Source organism: Endozoicomonas sp. ALD068, from assembly GCF_049310145.1.
Classification (GTDB): Bacteria; Pseudomonadota; Gammaproteobacteria; order Pseudomonadales; family Endozoicomonadaceae; genus Endozoicomonas_A.
The window spans coordinates 6,074,599-6,091,655 of sequence record NZ_JBLYNU010000004.1 but is presented as its reverse complement, the minus strand read 5'-3'; the positions used below and the strand labels follow the sequence as shown (position 1 = coordinate 6,091,655).

At 44.0% G+C, this 17,057-nt stretch carries 18 protein-coding genes and 1 tRNA gene; 4 read left to right on the top strand and 15 right to left on the bottom strand.

Annotated features, from left to right (window positions below; all coding sequences use genetic code 11):
• Positions 1-8: 8 nt before the first annotated feature.
• A complete protein-coding gene (locus tag ACO6V5_RS22810) occupies positions 9-707 on the bottom strand; it encodes a SapC family protein (RefSeq protein WP_422410673.1) in 699 nt (232 codons plus the stop codon).
• 481 nt (positions 708-1,188) lie between these two features.
• Here ACO6V5_RS22810 and ACO6V5_RS22805 point away from each other — a divergent pair, with 481 nt between their 5' ends.
• Complete coding sequence (locus tag ACO6V5_RS22805) at positions 1,189-2,340, top strand: HD domain-containing protein (RefSeq protein ID WP_422135461.1); 1,152 nt, start codon at positions 1,189-1,191, stop codon at positions 2,338-2,340.
• Between the two features lie 23 nt (positions 2,341-2,363).
• Here the strand turns inward: ACO6V5_RS22805 and ACO6V5_RS22800 are convergent, their stop codons facing one another.
• Both ACO6V5_RS22800 and ACO6V5_RS22795 read right to left on the bottom strand, forming a co-directional pair.
• Positions 2,364-3,725 (bottom strand): OprD family outer membrane porin, encoded by a 1,362-nt coding sequence (locus ACO6V5_RS22800; RefSeq protein ID WP_422410676.1) that lies wholly within the window; start codon positions 3,723-3,725, stop codon positions 2,364-2,366.
• Positions 3,726-3,884: 159 nt separating this feature from the next.
• On the bottom strand, positions 3,885-5,468 hold the full coding sequence (locus ACO6V5_RS22795) for an NTP/NDP exchange transporter (RefSeq protein ID WP_422135463.1): 1,584 nt from the start codon (positions 5,466-5,468) through the stop codon (positions 3,885-3,887).
• Positions 5,469-5,816: 348 nt separating this feature from the next.
• On the opposite strand from ACO6V5_RS22795, the gene ACO6V5_RS22790 reads away from it, so the two are divergent.
• On the top strand, positions 5,817-8,810 hold the full coding sequence (locus tag ACO6V5_RS22790) for a hypothetical protein (RefSeq protein ID WP_422135464.1): 2,994 nt from the start codon (positions 5,817-5,819) through the stop codon (positions 8,808-8,810).
• A 97-nt stretch (positions 8,811-8,907) separates the two neighbouring features.
• On the opposite strand, the gene ACO6V5_RS22785 is transcribed toward ACO6V5_RS22790, so the two are convergent.
• The 9 genes from ACO6V5_RS22785 to ACO6V5_RS22745 all read right to left on the bottom strand — a co-directional run bounded on the left by ACO6V5_RS22785 (position 8,908) and on the right by ACO6V5_RS22745 (position 14,551).
• A tRNA-Arg gene (locus tag ACO6V5_RS22785) sits at positions 8,908-8,984 on the bottom strand.
• 99 nt (positions 8,985-9,083) lie between these two features.
• Entirely contained in the window at positions 9,084-9,518 is a 435-nt protein-coding gene (locus tag ACO6V5_RS22780; RefSeq protein ID WP_422138987.1) for a hypothetical protein, read from the bottom strand.
• A 255-nt stretch (positions 9,519-9,773) separates the two neighbouring features.
• Entirely contained in the window at positions 9,774-10,676 is a 903-nt protein-coding gene (locus ACO6V5_RS22775; RefSeq protein ID WP_422442603.1) for a transposase, read from the bottom strand.
• Between the two features lie 302 nt (positions 10,677-10,978).
• Positions 10,979-11,965, bottom strand: coding sequence for a transposase (locus tag ACO6V5_RS22770; protein WP_422442605.1), 987 nt, complete (start codon positions 11,963-11,965; stop codon positions 10,979-10,981).
• A 210-nt stretch (positions 11,966-12,175) separates the two neighbouring features.
• Positions 12,176-12,436 carry a type II toxin-antitoxin system RelE/ParE family toxin gene (locus ACO6V5_RS22765; protein WP_422138991.1) on the bottom strand — a complete coding sequence of 87 codons (261 nt, stop codon included), beginning with the start codon at positions 12,434-12,436 and terminating at the stop codon, positions 12,176-12,178.
• A 19-nt stretch (positions 12,437-12,455) separates the two neighbouring features.
• On the bottom strand, positions 12,456-12,707 hold the full coding sequence (locus tag ACO6V5_RS22760; protein ID WP_422138992.1) for a ribbon-helix-helix domain-containing protein: 252 nt from the start codon (positions 12,705-12,707) through the stop codon (positions 12,456-12,458).
• A gap of 119 nt (positions 12,708-12,826) precedes the next feature.
• Positions 12,827-13,291, bottom strand: a complete 465-nt coding sequence (locus ACO6V5_RS22755) for a hypothetical protein (RefSeq protein WP_422138993.1) — start codon at positions 13,289-13,291, stop codon at positions 12,827-12,829.
• Positions 13,288-13,431: a hypothetical protein gene (locus ACO6V5_RS22750; RefSeq protein ID WP_422138994.1), complete on the bottom strand. Its 144-nt coding sequence runs from the start codon at positions 13,429-13,431 to the stop codon at positions 13,288-13,290. The genes ACO6V5_RS22755 and ACO6V5_RS22750 overlap by 4 nt, the downstream gene beginning before the upstream one ends.
• 157 nt (positions 13,432-13,588) lie before the next feature.
• The gene (locus ACO6V5_RS22745) at positions 13,589-14,551 is read right to left on the bottom strand and encodes a transposase (protein ID WP_422138995.1); all 963 of its coding nucleotides are present in this window, start codon (positions 14,549-14,551) and stop codon (positions 13,589-13,591) included.
• Positions 14,552-14,805: 254 nt separating this feature from the next.
• On the opposite strand from ACO6V5_RS22745, the gene ACO6V5_RS22740 reads away from it, so the two are divergent.
• Together ACO6V5_RS22740 and ACO6V5_RS22735 are read left to right on the top strand one after the other, a co-directional pair.
• A complete protein-coding gene (locus tag ACO6V5_RS22740) occupies positions 14,806-15,045 on the top strand; it encodes a type II toxin-antitoxin system Phd/YefM family antitoxin (RefSeq protein ID WP_422138996.1) in 240 nt (79 codons plus the stop codon).
• Complete coding sequence (locus tag ACO6V5_RS22735) at positions 15,042-15,473, top strand: type II toxin-antitoxin system VapC family toxin (protein ID WP_422138997.1); 432 nt, start codon at positions 15,042-15,044, stop codon at positions 15,471-15,473. Before ACO6V5_RS22740 ends, ACO6V5_RS22735 begins: the two co-directional genes overlap by 4 nt.
• Positions 15,474-15,645: 172 nt before the next feature.
• On the opposite strand, the gene ACO6V5_RS22730 is transcribed toward ACO6V5_RS22735, so the two are convergent.
• From ACO6V5_RS22730 to ACO6V5_RS22720, 3 genes are all read right to left on the bottom strand, one after another.
• Complete coding sequence (locus ACO6V5_RS22730; RefSeq protein ID WP_422492161.1) at positions 15,646-15,945, bottom strand: hypothetical protein; 300 nt, start codon at positions 15,943-15,945, stop codon at positions 15,646-15,648.
• A 148-nt stretch (positions 15,946-16,093) separates the two neighbouring features.
• Positions 16,094-16,417, bottom strand: coding sequence for a helix-turn-helix domain-containing protein (locus ACO6V5_RS22725; RefSeq protein ID WP_422413099.1), 324 nt, complete (start codon positions 16,415-16,417; stop codon positions 16,094-16,096).
• Entirely contained in the window at positions 16,414-16,740 is a 327-nt protein-coding gene (locus ACO6V5_RS22720) for a type II toxin-antitoxin system RelE/ParE family toxin (RefSeq protein ID WP_422413097.1), read from the bottom strand. Before ACO6V5_RS22720 ends, ACO6V5_RS22725 begins: the two co-directional genes overlap by 4 nt.
• Positions 16,741-17,057: the final 317 nt, after the last annotated feature.

The following is a 17,057-nucleotide window of genomic DNA, read 5'->3' as shown; positions in this document are numbered from 1 at the left end:
CTGCAGTTTTACTGTTGTTTTTTCAGCAACCGCTTGAGCGCTCCCAGAGAGTGCAGGTGCGCATAGCTCCAGGCCAGCCAGCCAGCCTTGAACCAGTCGTTTATTTTTTCTTCCTGCAACCCGGCCAGCTTTTTCTCATCGATGACATACAGCCCTTCCAGCCTCAGGGGATTATCCTTATCGGCCATGACCTGAAGATTAAAAGGTGAGAACAGCTCCAGCTCACTGCATTCATCACAATAGGCGCGAGTGTTTTTGTACTGCTGGTCGTAGTTGTTCAAAAACTGGATGATGTTGTTCAGGGTTTCGGAGTTTTCACCTTCGTCATTAAAGAGTGCCGCACCCTCTTCACCACCAATTTGAGCAGATTCCTTGTCAAAACAAACCGTTCCCTCATCGGTGAGAGCAAAAGGATAGCGTCTGACAAAGGCTGGAACATAACTGTCTTCCCAGCGTCCTTCGCCATCCAGTTGTTTATGGCCGGCATCCATCAGTGAAAGCAGCGCCAGAGGAAAAAAACGTCCTTCATCATCTTTGCTGAAAAGCACAGGCATATCTCGACTGGCTTCAAAAAACTCAATACCCGTCAGAGGTACAGAATTTACACTATCGGTAAATGAATAATCTCCGGAAGATTGGTATCTCAGTGCCTTGTGAAGATCACGATTGAGTGGTGCAGGGTCTTTATAGAAAAGTAATGCTGCCATGCTTGAAGTCCATTCTCGTATAATTCTTGTTTAATCTCATTGGCAAGAGCATTGTCGCACAAATCACGCGCTCTACTCAAACCGTAATACAGGTAGAAGGTCGCAAATACGACTGCAATTCCGTTAAAGACGATGAAAGCCGGACTGGATCAATAATCACAATAAACGAAGAGTCTACAACGGTAGCTCACAACTGGACTCAAAACATTTATTGAAAAACCTCGACATTATCCTCGCTTCTGCATTGGCTCTTGCTTTGATCAATGGCGTTTCAAACAATGCAGTTTATTGTATCTCACTTGAAGAAAATCTCATGGAGTCGGAATGGAATCTATGGAAGAAATTTTACGCTCCCCTGGATTACTTGCACACTCTCTTTAACTAACAGCCAGTTTAGATAAAAAGGGCAGAACTGGCGACTATACTGGCAAACACCGCTTTAGAGCTAACTTTGGTTTACCAGTGTTTTAAGGTGCATCAAATGATAACCTGTCATACCCTGTCTGAGTCCGGCCACCAGCAGTTCCGACGCTTCTCGTGGTACCTGCTTTTAGCTCATTTATGTGTTTTGGGATTCCTGACCAAAGCCAATAGCAACGACCATGAGCAGATAGAAACCTATTATGGCCTGTTGGAGTTTAATCGTGCCCAGTTTCCTTTATTGTCAGAACTGTTGAACAGTCAACCTGTTAAACGACTGAAGAACATTAACCAGTATGGAATTATTCAGCTGGTTGACTCTCAGGGGCATAACAATGAATCTTATACCCGTTATGACCATTCCCTTGGGGTACTTTATCTTCTGAATTATTTCGGGGCTCCCTTTGAGGAGCAGGTCAGCGGGTTGCTCCACGATATATCTCACACTACATTCAGTCATGTCTCAGATTACCTTTTTACTACAAGCTCTGCAGGGAATCCTGATTACCATGATTCGCTATTCAGAGGTTTTTTAGAAAAGCACGGGGTTGCCCTGATATTGAAAAATCATGGTCTAACGCCTGACGACGTAGCCCCTGAAAATATTCAATTCACAATGCTTGAAAGAGAGCTGCCGGATATATGCGCAGATCGGCTGGATTACATATTACAAGGCTCAGTCAGAAGGAAGACTTTAACCCGGGAACAGGTCGATCAGATCATAAAGTCCCTTCGCCATGATCCGTTAACTAACCACTGGTATTTTAGCAGTCAGGATTCAGCCCAGTTACTTGCAGATGCCAGCCTGGAGCTCAACAAGAATATATTTGTCACCGCCTGGGGACGGACACTTTACCAATGGACGACAGAGGCAATCAGACGCATGATATCTATAAATGAATTGACTTTGGAAGATATCAAATACCAGATGGGAGATAGAGAAGTATGGCAGTCCATGCTAAGCAGCGAAGATACAAAGGTTGCCGCTCTTGTCGAAAAAATAAAATCAGCCTGGTACCGGGTTTATGAGACGACTGATGCAAATGAGGCTAGCACAACCTTTGAAAATCTTCGTTGCCGGGTTGTTGATCCCAGAGTAATGGTTTCAGCGAGCTGGAAAAGGCTGTCAGCCCTTAGTCCATCCTTTAAAAGAAAATATCAGGCTGAAATGGAACGTTGTCGGTTCTTTTATGCAGCCATTAAGTCTCCATAAGGCGACAGCACCTCCGGCTGAAATCAGAAAATCCGGAAATCATAATCAAGCCAGACACGCAGATCGTTTTCTTCTTTGTGAATGGCTTTTCGTAATGCCTTATCATCTCGATAAAGACCGTATTTCAGTTTAAATTTCAACCCTTCCAATACAGTCTTCGGAAAGGCATAAACCAGATGAATGTCGTGTTCCTGTTCTGCGACAGCTATTTTTTGGCCGCCGGGGGTGATGACCTTCATGCCGGAGCCATAATGAAATGAATAACCTGCTTTCAGCCCTTTGAGCCAGGATTCTGAAAAATGATAAGTAACACCCATCATCCATGCGGTTTCACCGTCATACAACATATCTTCTGCAGAACCTGAAGTGTTAATATCCCAGTACCCATGGGTGTTTGCTCCGAAATCATAATAATAAGCACCGGGTGGAGTGTAAGCATTGCCTGAAGCTTTTACGCTGGATGGTGCCTTAAAATGACTGACTCCTGCACGAAAATGCCATGCACCAGCAGCCAAGCCCCCGTGAAGGTTGATAACACTGGCTTTATCGTCAAATAATGGCGAGCCACCCCAGCCTGCACCCTGCCAGAGACGACCACTTTTTTGGGTTTGATAATAACTACCCCCCAGGTTAATTTTGAGATTCTGTCCTGTGTATGTGGTAAACAAGATATCGCCATTGTGTGCCTTTAAAAATTCTTTGGCAAAAGCATTGCGATATTTAAGCTGCAATTCACGCTCTTTGGAAAACTGAAGTGTATAGATCGCTTCAGCACCTATGATGTAATCAATTTTTTCACCGGAAAAGTTCATCAGACTATGAAAACCTGCCTGATTTCTAAGTGACATTTGATCAACCAGAGCAAAACCGATTTCCAGGTTTTCAATCGTGCCTTTGAGATTATACCCATTCCAGTTGCTGGGAACGGTTCTTGAGCTGGAGCCGGAAATCAGTCCGGTACGTAAATTCTGTCGTCCCGCCTTAAAGCTGAGTGATCGGTTTTCGAACGTTGACGGTAATTTTAGTTCGACATAAGCTTGCCCCAGCTTACTGAAGCCTTCGTTAGCATTATTCAACAATTGATATGAATTAGTATTCTCTTCGGGCATGTACAACTTGACCGCGCTATACAAACTGGCTCCTATTCCTACCATTTCACCCAAACCGGAACGCAAATCAAGCGATAAGCCTCCCGTCCAGGCTCCTGATGTCGAGTCTTTTACCGTGTTGTGTACATCGTAATAGACAGTCCGAAGCTTTCCGCCCAGTGTCGTATTATTAATAAAGCGCGAGTTATCTGATAATGATTCACCCGATAAAACTGCAGTATTCCAAAATCCTGAAGCAAAAAGCATTAATGGCTGCAAACCTGATTTTAAGTGCATATAAAAACCTGCTATGTAGCCACTGTGGATTGCACAATAGCTACCTTTTGACATTTTGATTACGGTCATACCTGCTTAATGGCAATACGGACTGACCGACCAGGATCAATTTCACCTTCGCCAAGATTGGTCAGGTGCTAAGGCACTCTGAAAGATGCCTCAGTAATCAGCCGGACCCAGTTTTTTGCCCAAAGGTGCTTGCGAGCTGGGGGCAGCTTCCTGAGATTGCGCCTCAGGCGGCTTTTTCTTCGCCCTCGAGAGTTCATTAAATTGGCGCCCTAATGAGCGGGCTGCGGCAATCCATATAGCAAAAAAAAGCAGAACGATAACAGCTACGTAAGGAGCAATAGCCGCCAGTGAACCCAAATAAATTATTAATATTTGCTGTATGACTGAGCCTGTTGATTTACCGGTCGGATTGCCAATAACATCAACTGCCGCCTTACCTTTCACTTTCTCTTCAGGGTCAAGTGGGATGTAGCTCATTTCCTTGGTGGGATCGAACAAGGAGTACTTGGTCGATTTACTCATGATATTTTGTACACCCCCCAATATGACGGTTAGCATCAATGGAGTGGTGCCCAGCGCCAGAAATAAAATATCGGGTACGATATCCCTGAATAAAACAAAACAAAAAAACAAAGTTCCGGTAATTAATAAAACCACCGGAGTGCAAAGTGCAGCTATTGTCCAGCCAAAGCGACGGATAACATTGTTAGTAAAAAACAGCATCATGGAAATAGTCACAATGCCTGTGCAGGTGGAAAATAATCCCATGAACTGATTGTATTCATGGGGGTTTGGATATTGCATGCGTAGCTGGTTTTTCCAGGTGACTTCAACAATATTGATACAGACACCATATCCAATAACCAAAAGGGCAATACAAAGCAGATATTTTGAATTGATAATATGCATAAAACTTTCTTTCAGGGATAAGGATAATTTTTCCTTATTGGAGCTTGCTATCTCATCAGGTTTATAAAGCCTTGGATCTGTCATCACATACCGGTTGATCCACCAGTAAGTCGCCATAATCAAAATGCCACCAATAGTAAGGACACCCGTCATTAAATTCAGGGAGTAACCCCAGGGGTCAACACCTTCAGCAAGGTTTTCACGAGTCTGTGAAGCAAAGTAGACAAACAGTCCTGCCGTTGGTAATGCCAAATTACCCATCATGCCGAAAAGCGCATAAAATCGTTTGGATTCTGAGACTCGGGTAATATGGTTGGCAAAGCCCCAGAACATCAGAGAGAGGCAGACACTTCCCCAAAGCTCAGACATGACGTAGAAAAGAGAAAACGTCCAGTTACGCATAACAGCGATCAATCCCATAAATCCGGGCGGCAAAATACTCTGCAAGTAATCTGCAAACTCTGTTGGATGAAGCATATCCCGAGCGGGATAAAGAACCAGAGAAAAAAAACAGAAAAACAACAGAAAGCTGGATATAACTAAATAAAATAAAGTTCTCCTCTCAAATATATTACTCAGCTTTGCGTATGTAACTGTGAATATTATTGCAAAAGGTACATTCACCCATAATTTTAAAAAAGGTATTATCTCCGCTCCTGAACCAGCACCAGTAACTACCAGAGTGTCTTTCGTGTCTCGCAATATGGTGTAGTTAAAGAGTATCAGGTAGAACATCAGGATCATCGGAAGTAGCTTTTTAAGCTCATAAACGTAGACGGGCCAAAGCCTCGCTCTCCATTTACTGAATTCAGTATTATCTGACATTTTATCGCCTTGTGACTGGTGAATTCTGAGACAAACTCACTTTATCTAGACGAAAAGGTTAAATACGACAACTTTTTTCTAACTATAGTTATTGCAAAAGTGCCGTAAACCCTCGCTCAATTGAGGTTTTCGCAAAAGTTCGAAAACTCATTAATATGATCTCTGTGGGAACGCATTTTTTATTCCTTTCAGTGAAGGTATGGGCTTCCCCGATGGAACCCACAGGGCTTGAAAGCATGGGAACCAGAACTTACGCAACACTTTCGAGAGGGTAGGGGGGCAGTCACGTTACTATGAATATCAACAGCCAATGGTTAAAACTGGTTTTTTCAACCTATCAGGTGACTAATGAACAAAATCACGGTGAACTTGATCATCACGTTCGTGCTGTTTGGTCAATCTGCTTTAGGCACAGAGAAGCAGGATGATGACAATCATCAATTTTACATAACAGATCATTTAAAGACAGGTGTCGCCTGGGGGCTGGTCCCCCTTGGCTCAGAGGTAGCGATCACTTCTCTTGATAAGTATCTGGATTCTAAAGGCTATAACTTTCTCTATAAGCTACTAAAGATTCACAGCAATAATGTACAAAGAGCTATGAGCCAACACCTCACTGATAATATCAGTGCCCGCCTCGAAAGTATCAGCTATAAAGCTTTATCGGACAGTCATATAACTAAAAAGACAGACGAACTGCAATCTGATTTGCTCTACCGCTCACTATCAACATTTTCAATATTGAGCCTTCATGCGCAAAAGGCCAGAAAAACCTATTTCCGGCTACTCGACATTATTGATACAGTGTCTTCTTCTGCGAGCCTGGCTATGTCCAGAGGCGATGAAGATCACGCTGCAGCATTGATGGCATTTAGTGCTCTATCTATGGTTTACCTTCATCCGGAGGCGACAGCCCTTGATGTTTTCGACAGTGTTTACGCCAGCTTCAGCCGGGCGATTGACTGGCGTCAGCATCCTGGCTTCAGATCTCGAGTAACGCACTACCTGAAGGTTATGGATCCACTGATGGAACATTCGGCCACTATGGGTCTCAGGTATTGCGATATGCTGAATCAGTGGAAAGTTGGGAGTATTGATTGCCTTCAATATGAAAACGATGCGATAGATGAGTTAAAAGTGCTTGCCTCTCATTCTAACCTTGAGGAAACAGGGCTTATTAAGTCATTGCTAAAAAGTGTTTCGAAGGATCAAATCAGAACAAGTATTTTTATTTTAGGGGTTTCTGTACCCGGAACTTTCCTTTATTTCGCTGATAAAAAACATATCGCTATTCAGGTGATAACTAAACATTTTTCCAAAATAGTCGGGCTGTCAACCACAAAAGAAAATATGGAACGCTTTGCTTCCCAATCAAGGCGCTCCCTTGAAAACTGGGGTGCTATTAATACCGGCTCATCGGTCAACAGAACATCCGGCATCGCCGATTATAGCAACCAGTATTTCAGTACCCTGCAAAAAAAAGCGGGGATGATTCTGGCTGAGCAACCCAATTTCGCCCGATCAAATAGTCAAAGGGCAATGGAGTTACTGATTATTCACTTTGCGGATGCCTACAGAACCCCCTCTGAAAAAGCCCCTATTTTAGCCGGTGCCCTGGTGCAGAATTATCGGGAGATCGTTGAAGTCAACGCCCAGGACACACTTATGAGAAGCCTTTTGATAGCTTACCAGCCCATTAAATCGGTATCAGAGGTTAACAAGATCTATAAACAGGTTATAACTCTCGACCCTGCCTGTTCTGATTGTGAAGGGTACAAGGAACTCAGCGAAAGCTGGGCAAAGATTTCTTTGGATGGCGCAAAACCTGTTACATCCCATTCAGTGGCAACCAACAACCAGACTGACATTTGCCCTGCAGAAGAGTGTCTACCCGAGGGATTGACTGAACCCGAAGAAGAATCTCCATTTTATTACCAATATTTGCCCAGCAGAGAGACCGTGACTACCGCAACAATACATGGTGCCGCTCTCGGGTACTCAATGATAATGGGGCTAATCAAACCTTTAACCATTGATAAAGTTGATCCAAAGAAAACCGGGCAAAAACATTTCTGGCGACTGGTTAGTTATTATTTCCTGTTCTCAATGATAGAGTTCGGACTTCGTTCAGTGGGTGAACCTGCCATTGTGCATCTGCAAACTGTCGTTAAAAACGGGATAGGCAGCACAACCGGCATTCTTGACCCGGAAGATCAGGAGATTCAGAGCGAGCTTGCTGCCAAGGTGAATGTTGTACACCGGAAACTCAGTATTGAAGCCCAAACCAGTCGCTCCTATAAGATGACGATGGAAGCCATGCTGGTAAAATGCTGGTTACTGGCGAACACCCTCTTGACGGATCAGGAGAAAAATTACACTGACTCAGCCAGAGTTGTCGCATACTCTGCTTACGCTCTCAGATATTATCATCCGGAATTTAAAACCAGCAGTAAGGTCATCTCTGCCCTGGCCAACGCACGATTGGGCAATGCTCTGAACATGTTACAACAAAAAAATCTGATGCCCCTTTATGCAAGACAGGTTTTACTTCATCTTGCCGAGCTGGATTCAAACTATGGTGACAAAGCCATTAAGGATAGTTATCTGGATATATTAAATAACTGGGGTATTAAATGTGATCAGGAAGATACAGAATATGCTCAGGATGTCCTGGATTCCTGGGCAGTTTATGGTGAATATATGCTTGGTATAGCAGGCTTTGTAGTGCAGGCGTCCATTAAAGCTTATTTCCACAGCATGGATCTGGTTTCGCGGTCTATAGCTAACTTTTTGGCCAATGTTTTTGAATTCGGAACAACAGATCCTCTCAGAAAAAGAATTTATGCCCATTCCCGCAAGGCCATGTTGAATGTTGCGGCATCCCATAGCGAGGATGAGCAAATGGCAGCAGATTCTGCCAATGAAGAGTTAACGCAGTCTTATCGACGTCAAAAATTCTACTTTGGAAAACCAGAGCTGGATGCCCGCACCCAGCTCGTACAAATTATTACATCTGTCATTCATTGTTTTTCAGAAGCCCGTTTTTTAATGGCTGACAAAGAAACAGACAAAGCGGCTGACCTGATCGCTTCAGCACTGGTTAGAATCGTTTTATACGCTCCGGATTTATCTGGAAATGATATCCATCTGAAAAATGCATTTAAAACCCTGACAGCTTCCTATCGTGATGACTTGAATGCTTTGAGCGACAATATTCTCAACAAAGTCAGTGAGCAATTAAAAAGTAAAGCTCCCGTGGAAAGCGATATCTATTCTGATGGGATGATTAAGGTAAAAATGATGCAACAGGCCTGGTCAGAACCCGTGGAAGGTGAAAGTTGACAGAGTAGGTCTTTGGATTATTTTCAAACAGGCAAGGAGCCGTAAAAATCACTCCATGAACCACAAAAAGCCCTATAAAAATAGGGCTTTCTGAAGATGGCGTGCTCAGTAGGATTCGAACCCACGACCGCCTGGTTCGTAGCCAGGTACTCTATCCAGCTGAGCTACGAGCGCGTAATGCTAACTTGTTCACTGGCGGTGGGCGGGGAACCTTCAGCATATTTTTCTGATAGTGCCCCGCCACCTTTTTATTTTCTCAAGAACCAGAAATAATCATAACCCATCATTAGCCCTTCTATTCTGAAATCTACTACCCATCAAGAAAGCGGCTAGATAGAGCACTGCCTCAAAAATATTCACTAGTAGGCTCACAATAACCACTATATGGATGGTTGCAAAAAGTAAGCTCCCCCTCCCTCTTAGTTTAAGGACTAAAGGAGCAAAAAAGAACAATAATGCAGAAATTGGAATAATTAACAGCTTTACAAATACTGTTTGGCCAACAACTTTATTTACTGACTCTTTTTTATTCAACTCTTCGATAAAAGCGTTAGACCTATCTGTAAGTTTTTGAAATTCCTCTTCTGTAAGAGAATCTTTTTTTTCTATATCACGGTAGTACTGTCTATAGTCATCAGTGACAAATGACATATCTGGCTTACTAAATCTTTCGTTAGCAACAGATAGTAAAACTGTAAACACTAACAACAGAAAGCACTTCCATAAATTTACAATTAAAAATAGGACATCCATATAATAGAGAAATAGAAAAATCATGGAAAAATAGAGAAAACAAAAGCCGCGAGCCCAGCAGTCCATTAAGCTCTGAAAGCCACTCAAATGAGGATATTAATTGTTTATCAAAACAAACAACAAGCGAATCACTCAAAAAGAGGAAAAGTAAGAAATAGCAGAACTCCCCAGATGACAGGAGCAACAAATAACAACGGAAAAGTCGGGCAATCAGCTTACGCCATGAAATAAACGACTACAGGTAAACAACCCCTGTACCCATTGCCGCCCCATTTCCCGAGCAAAAGTCTTCATGGCTTCCAGCCTGCCCACTGCGCGATAGAAGCGGTTATTCCATCTCATGGTTTTGAGCCATTCATTTGAATCAATTTCCAGTTGGCTCAGAATGGGTGGGATATCTGAAGGGATTGAACCTTTCTTATCAGATCGGACTGCACGCCCACTCCAGTCAACCAGCTCAAGATAATCGTGAAGTATATAAGGCAACGCCTTAGCCGAATTTTGCCCCTGTGATCGAAAAGGCATAAGGGTGACTGGCTGCTTTCGGGTATCAGAACCTGCCAAATTTTCAATTCGTTCCTGAATCGACGTGTAGTCTGATCCTTCTGGAGTTTCCGACATTTCGGCACGGAGCGGATTCAGGTCAACATAGGCCATGCAGGTTAACAATGCTGCCTCATCCAACAACGCCTGACTTTTAAACCGTCCTTCCCAGAAGCGACCTTTGCAGTCATCTTCCTGGTTAGCCTCACGGGCAAGATATTCGTTCAGGCAACGCATGAACCAGCTGATATTCGTTAAACGATTTCGATATTCTTCAGCAAATTCGTCCACACGAGTCAGTTCCGAGTGACTCAGCTGGTCAGCAGCAAGATACCTCTGAACCAGAAGCGGCCCTGTGAAAAGCCTTGTCCATCGACTCAAAATTTCATCTCTTGCCCACTCTCTGGCAGGTTTCTCATTGATATGCAAAACCACATGGTAGTGATTAGACATAACAGCATAGGCACAGACTTCTATAGAAAAGATTGAAACCAGTTCCCTCAGCTTATCTACAACCCACTGCCGACGATGCTCGTAGTTTTTGCCCGTTAAATAATCCTCTCCACACAAATACGCCCTGCGTACGCATCGAGCTATACAGTGATAATAAGGCGTGGAACCTGGGTCGATCAAAGAACTTCGTGCACGGGTCATTGGAAAAATAGGACATCCATATAAAATAAACCCTAATAAACACTGCCCAAAAGCCGTGAGCCCAGCAATCCATTAAGCCCTGACAACCTCTCAAATGAGGATATTAATCGTTTACCATAACAAACAACAAGCGAATCACTCAAAAAGGGGAAAAATCAGAAACAGCAGAGCTCCCCAGATGACAGGAGCAACAAATTAACAACGGAAAAGTCAGGCAATCAGCTTACGCCATGAAACAAACGACTACAGGTAAACAACCCCCGTATCCATTTCTGCCCCATTTCCCGAGCAAAAGTCTTCATGGCTTCCAGCCTGCCCACTGCGCGATAGAAGCGGTTATTCCATCTCATGGTTTTGAGCCATTCATTTGAATCAATTTCCAGTTGGCTCAGAATGGGTGGGATATCTGAAGGGATTGAACCTTTCTTATCAGATCGGACTGCACGCCCACTCCAGTCAACCAGCTCAAGATAATCGTGAAGTATATAAGGCAACGCCTTAGCCGGATTTTGCCCCTGTGATCGAAAAGGCATAAGGGTGACTGCCTGCTTTCGGGTATCAGAACCTGCCAAATTTTCAATTCGTTCCTGAATCGACGTGTAGTCTGATCCTTCTGGAGTTTCCGACATTTCGGCACGGAGCGGATTCAGGTCAACATAGGCCATGCAGGTTAACAATGCTGCCTCATCCAACAACGCCTGACTTTTAAACCGTCCTTCCCAGAAGCGACCTTTGCAGTCATCTTCCTGGTTAGCCTCACGGGCAAGATATTCGTTCAGGCAACGCATGAACCAGCTGATATTCGTTAAACGATTTCGATATTCTTCAGCAAATTCGTCCACACGAGTCAGTTCCGAGTGACTCAGCTGGTCAGCAGCAAGATACCTCTGAACCAGAAGCGGCCCTGTGAAAAGCCTTGTCCATCGACTCAAAATTTCATCTCTTGCCCACTCTCTGGCAGGTTTCTCATTGATATGCAAAACCACATGGTAGTGATTAGACATAACAGCATAGGCACAGACTTCTATAGAAAAGATTGAAACCAGTTCCCTCAGCTTATCTACAACCCACTGCCGACGATGCTCGTAGTTTTTGCCCGTTAAATAATCCTCTCCACACAAATACGCCCTGCGTACGCATCGAGCTATACAGTGATAATAAGGCGTGGAACCTGGGTCGATCAAAGAACTTCGTGCACGGGTCATAATCTCTCCTGCCGGAACTAAATATCAGCGACAGGGAAAAACTAGACTAGCTAGCTTGTTTGTCAAATATAAGGGTGTCCTATTTTTTATCTTTGTCAAATATAAGGGTGTCCTATTTTTTAACACTATTTTTTATCTTTTTTTTTTTAGAGGAGCGACATCAGTGTCGTGAAAAGGTGGTGGGTGTGGATCTGCAGACTGATAGCCGTCTTACGCCTGAAATGTTTCAGAGATATCCTGTCTCCCCATAATCCGAACAATCAGGACATAATCTTCCTGAATTTGGTAATAAATGGAGTGAGAACCGTACACACTCATACGGTATCCCTTGCGGATATGCTCCACTGCCGGGTAGTGAAGTGGAAAACTCGCTAATTCTGTCAAACGGGCCTGCAAGCTATCGTGGTAATGAATTGCCTGATCCAGACCAAAGTTATCAATGCCAAACTCAAGGATACGTCCTATATCCAAAGCAGCTTCATTTGATAGCTTATAACTCGCCATTTTTACGTTTTCGCTCCAGTACCTGGGTCACTATGTCTTCAGGAGTTAATTCGCTGATACCACTGTTTTCTCCTTTGATCAGTGCTTCACGAATCGCTTCAAGTTCACTTTTTCTGGATCGGGCTTGTCTGATCAGGTCATTAATGACATCGCTTTTACTACTGTATTCTTTGCTGTCAACCTGAGCCTTGAGCCACTCATCGTTGGGCTCGGTAAACGTGATGCTCTGTCTGGGCATGAGACTCTCTCCTTGGTTCATATATGCACCATATTAGCACCAAAAAAGAAAAGTGCACCTCGTTTATCACACAGATTTTGTATTGCCCATCAAAAAGGAACACGTGGAAATTTTAGCGACTAGCCCGCCAGATCCAGTTGCATGAAAGAACTCAGCCCATTCCCTGAAATCGACGTATCCGCCAGCACATCGACTTGTAGGGGAATGCTGGCGAAGTCATCCGAGATAAAGCCCAGATTCTGTACCGGAGAGAACTTCACTCGATGTACTCTGATATTGAAGGGCAACCCCTCCTGAGCATCATTCAACCCTTTCATAAACAAGGTAAACTCTCGCCCGGACTCTACGAGGGCTTGTACCGTATTAGCCTTAAGTGGGGTGTAACTGACCTTGATGCCCTGGTCATCAATACCACCACCTTCAATGACCTGAATGCCAGATTTCATCAGTTGGTGGTCGTCACCTTCTACCAATACGGTATCCGGGCTGTCTTTTACCGTAATGGTCTGATCCAAATCAGGTAAATGCTCAAAAGGAATCAATTCACCCGCCACACCAAAGGTTTCTTGCGCTTCATCAGTCACCGGCGAGAAGCCTCAATAACACTGCCTCGAAGTGCCAGGGAGATATTACCAGCGGTAAAATCATGAGCTACCAGATTGGCAGTAATGCCCGAGACCCGACTGATAACATTGTGATAAAAAATAAAAAATAGGACATCCAAAAAATAGGACATCCATATAAAAAAAATAGGACATCCATATAAAATAAACCGTAATAAACACCGCCCAAAAGCCGCGAGCCCAACAGTCCATTAAGCTCTGACAGCCACTCAAATGAGGATATTAATTGTTTATCAAAACAAACAACAAGCGAATCACTCAAAAAGAGGAAAAGTCAGAAATAGCAGAGCTCCCCAGATGACAGGAGCAACAAATAACAACGGAAAAGTCGGGCAACCAGCTTACGCCATGAAATAAACGACTACAGGTAAACAACCCCTGTACCCATTGCCGCCCCATTTCCCGAGCAAAAGTCTTCATGGCTTCCAGCCTGCCCACTGCGCGATAGAAGCGGTTATTCCATCTCATGGTTTTGAGCCATTCATTTGAATCAATTTCCAGTTGGCTCAGAATGGGTGGGATATCTGAAGGGATTGAACCTTTCTTATCAGATCGGACTGCACGCCCACTCCAGTCAACCAGCTCAAGATAATCGTGAAGTATATAAGGCAACGCCTTAGCCGGATTTTGCCCCTGTGATCGAAAAGGCATAAGGGTGACTGGCTGCTTTCGGGTATCAGAACCTGCCAAATTTTCAATTCGTTCCTGAATCGACGTGTAGTCTGATCCTTCTGGAGTTTCCGACATTTCGGCACGGAGCGGATTCAGGTCAACATAGGCCATGCAGGTTAACAATGCTGCCTCATCCAACAACGCCTGACTTTTAAACCGTCCTTCCCAGAAGCGACCTTTGCAGTCATCTTCCTGGTTAGCCTCACGGGCAAGATATTCGTTCAGGCAACGCATGAACCAGCTGATATTCGTTAAACGATTTCGATATTCTTCAGCAAATTCGTCCACACGAGTCAGTTCCGAGTGACTCAGCTGGTCAGCAGCAAGATACCTCTGAACCAGAAGCGGCCCTGTGAAAAGCCTTGTCCATCGACTCAAAATTTCATCTCTTGCCCACTCTCTGGCAGGTTTCTCATTGATATGCAAAACCACATGGTAGTGATTAGACATAACAGCATAGGCACAGACTTCTATAGAAAAGATTGAAACCAGTTCCCTCAGCTTATCTACAACCCACTGCCGACGATGCTCGTAGTTCTTGCCCGTCAAATAATCCTCTCCACACAAATACGCTCTGCACACGCATCAAGCTGTACAGTGATAATAAGGCGTGGAACCTGGGTCGATCAAAGAACTTCGTGCACAGAAATAACCTCTCCTGCCGGAACTAAATATCAGCGACAGGGAAAAACTGGGCAAGCTGGCTTATTTGTCAAATATAAGGGTGTTCTTTTTTCTTTATTGCATAACATTAATAGACTAGTATACTGGTCTATATAAACCAAAAAAAAGAGGCTACTCAAATGCTTGAAGAAATTGGCTCTTATGATGCCAAAACCAAACTCCCAGAAATTCTTCGCCGTGTTGAGGCTGGAGAAGCTTTTACTATAACAAACCGTGGCAAACCGATTGCTGACCTCATCCCCAGTCGAGCAAAAAGTCGTTTGAAGGCTCAAGCAGCCATCAATAATCTACTAAAGATGAAGAAGCCAACAATATCTGATGTAGATTTGAAAGCTCTTCGTGAAGAAGGTCGCAGATGAAGACAGACTTCGTGTTGGACAATTCTGTAACAATGCGCTGGCTATTGAAAACAGAAGATACTTCTGATCAGCAGTATGCCGAAGATGTTATGGCAGCACTGGCTTCGGTTGATGCAATTGTCCCAAATCTCTGGCATCTGGAAGTGTGTAATGTAGTGTCTCGGTCAGAGCGCAGAGGTGATATAGACATTGCCCTGTCTGAAGGTTTTCTTGCTCAACTGGAAAATCTGCCTATTTTCGCCGATCCATTAACGTCTAATCAGGCGTTTAGTCGAACACTGGGGCTTGCCAGAAATTACAATCTCAGTAGTTATGATGCAGCCTATTTAGAATTGGCTATTCGTGAAGGACTGCCACTTGCTACTCTGGATGATGCACTGGCGAAAGCTGCAAAAAAAGCAAATGTGAAGCTATATCTCGAAGGTTAAGGCTGATTATGTTCCGCAACAACCCAAAAGCCGCGAGCCCAGCAGTCCATTAAGCCCTGACAGCCTCTCAAATGAGGATATTAATCGTTTACCATAACAAACAACAAGCGAATCACTTAAAAAGGGGAAAAATCAGAAATAGCAGAGTTCCCCAGATGACAGGAGCAACAAACTAACAACGGAAAAGTCGGACAATCAGCTTACGCCATGAAAATAAACGACTACAGGTAAACAACCCCTGTACCCATTGCTGCCCCATTTCCCGAGCAAAAGTTTTCATGACTTCTAGCCTGCCCACTGCCCGATAGAAGCGGTTATTCCATCTCATGGTTTTGAGCCATTCATTTGAATCAATTTCCAGTCGGCTCAGAATGGGTGGGATATCTGATCGGATTGAACTTTTCTTATCGGATCGGACTGCAAGCCCACTCCAGTCAACCAGCTCAAGATAATCGTAAAGTATATGAGGCAACGCCTTAGCCGGATTTTGCCCCTGTGATCGAAAAGGCATACAGCATAGGCGCAGACTTCTATAGAAAATGAAGCCCTTTCCCCTTGCTCTGGTCTGAGCAGAAGAAGGCTTTGGGGGTATCGGAAGATTGATTCACTCCCTCCCTGCCTCAAGCGACTTTGAGTGTCACTGAAAGACCCAGTTTTTGTAGCATTTCCACCAATGCATCAATGGTGAACTTGCTGGCCTTCCCTGTCATCACATCAGAGACTCTGGGTCTGCTCACATTCAACAACCGTGCAGCTTCTTCCTGCTTCAGCTGGCGATCTCTGATGGCCTTTGTAATTTCTACCATCAGTTGAATCTTGAGATCCGCTTTAATTTTACCCTCAGCTTCCTCTTTCAGTTTCTTTGCTTCTTCAGGGGAAAAGCCCAGGTCGGCAAAAACGTTGCCACCTGTTGGTGTCGTATGTCCGATGTTCTTAATACTCATCCGTCCTTCCTCCTTTTGCTCCGTTCTGCCAGAACCTGCTTGTAACGGCGAGCTGCTACTTGCTTGTCGTGCTTACTGGTTTGTTGGGTTTTCTTTTGAAAACTGTGAAGCACGTATACAGCTTCCTCAAACTTGGCCAAATACATCACTCGAAAAGCACCACCTTCTTCCGAGATGATAATTTCCCTGACACCCGCTCCCACTGTCTTGAAATCCTTCCAGTGTTCAGGGTCGAGATCATGCTGTACCCGGCTTAATTGATAACCCGCTTCTCGCTTGGCCATACCCAGGAATTCAAGCAGGTCTTCCAGGGAGCTACCCATCCAGAAAATCTGCTTTTCGTTATCCAACAGCTTAGCACTCTGTATAAAATATTGTACACTTTAGAACAAATACAGTTCCTCTGTGGAGAAAAAAAGCAGTAAAAAATAATCAAAAAGTTCGCCGACAACACCCCGCCCACACCGCTATAAAAGTGCAAACCCAACACCCGTCCCAGAAACTAAAAAACACCTGCAAATCACTGATTATAAAGAGGAAATCAAGTAACGTACTTCAAAGTAGCCGAAGTACGTTATTTAGAGAGGAGAGAGAAAAAACGGCCCAAAAATGGCCAAAAATCGGCTTTTTCAGGAATTTT

Bases quoted from the DNA above. Each gene is read 5' to 3' on its own strand.
- ACO6V5_RS22790 (WP_422135464.1), top strand. From the start codon at position 5,817: ATGAACAAAATCACGGTGAACTTGATCATCACGTTCGTGCTGTTTGGT.
- ACO6V5_RS22720 (WP_422413097.1), bottom strand. From the start codon at position 16,740: ATGGGTAGCTCCCTGGAAGACCTGCTTGAATTCCTGGGTATGGCCAAG.
- ACO6V5_RS22795 (WP_422135463.1), bottom strand. From the start codon at position 5,468: ATGTCAGATAATACTGAATTCAGTAAATGGAGAGCGAGGCTTTGGCCC.
- ACO6V5_RS22810 (WP_422410673.1), bottom strand. From the start codon at position 707: ATGGCAGCATTACTTTTCTATAAAGACCCTGCACCACTCAATCGTGAT.
- ACO6V5_RS22805 (WP_422135461.1), top strand. From the start codon at position 1,189: ATGATAACCTGTCATACCCTGTCTGAGTCCGGCCACCAGCAGTTCCGA.
- ACO6V5_RS22740 (WP_422138996.1), top strand. From the start codon at position 14,806: ATGCTTGAAGAAATTGGCTCTTATGATGCCAAAACCAAACTCCCAGAA.
- ACO6V5_RS22770 (WP_422442605.1), bottom strand. From the start codon at position 11,965: ATGACCCGTGCACGAAGTTCTTTGATCGACCCAGGTTCCACGCCTTAT.
- ACO6V5_RS22725 (WP_422413099.1), bottom strand. From the start codon at position 16,417: ATGAGTATTAAGAACATCGGACATACGACACCAACAGGTGGCAACGTT.
- ACO6V5_RS22760 (WP_422138992.1), bottom strand. From the start codon at position 12,707: ATGCCCAGACAGAGCATCACGTTTACCGAGCCCAACGATGAGTGGCTC.
- ACO6V5_RS22735 (WP_422138997.1), top strand. From the start codon at position 15,042: ATGAAGACAGACTTCGTGTTGGACAATTCTGTAACAATGCGCTGGCTA.
- ACO6V5_RS22800 (WP_422410676.1), bottom strand. From the start codon at position 3,725: ATGCACTTAAAATCAGGTTTGCAGCCATTAATGCTTTTTGCTTCAGGA.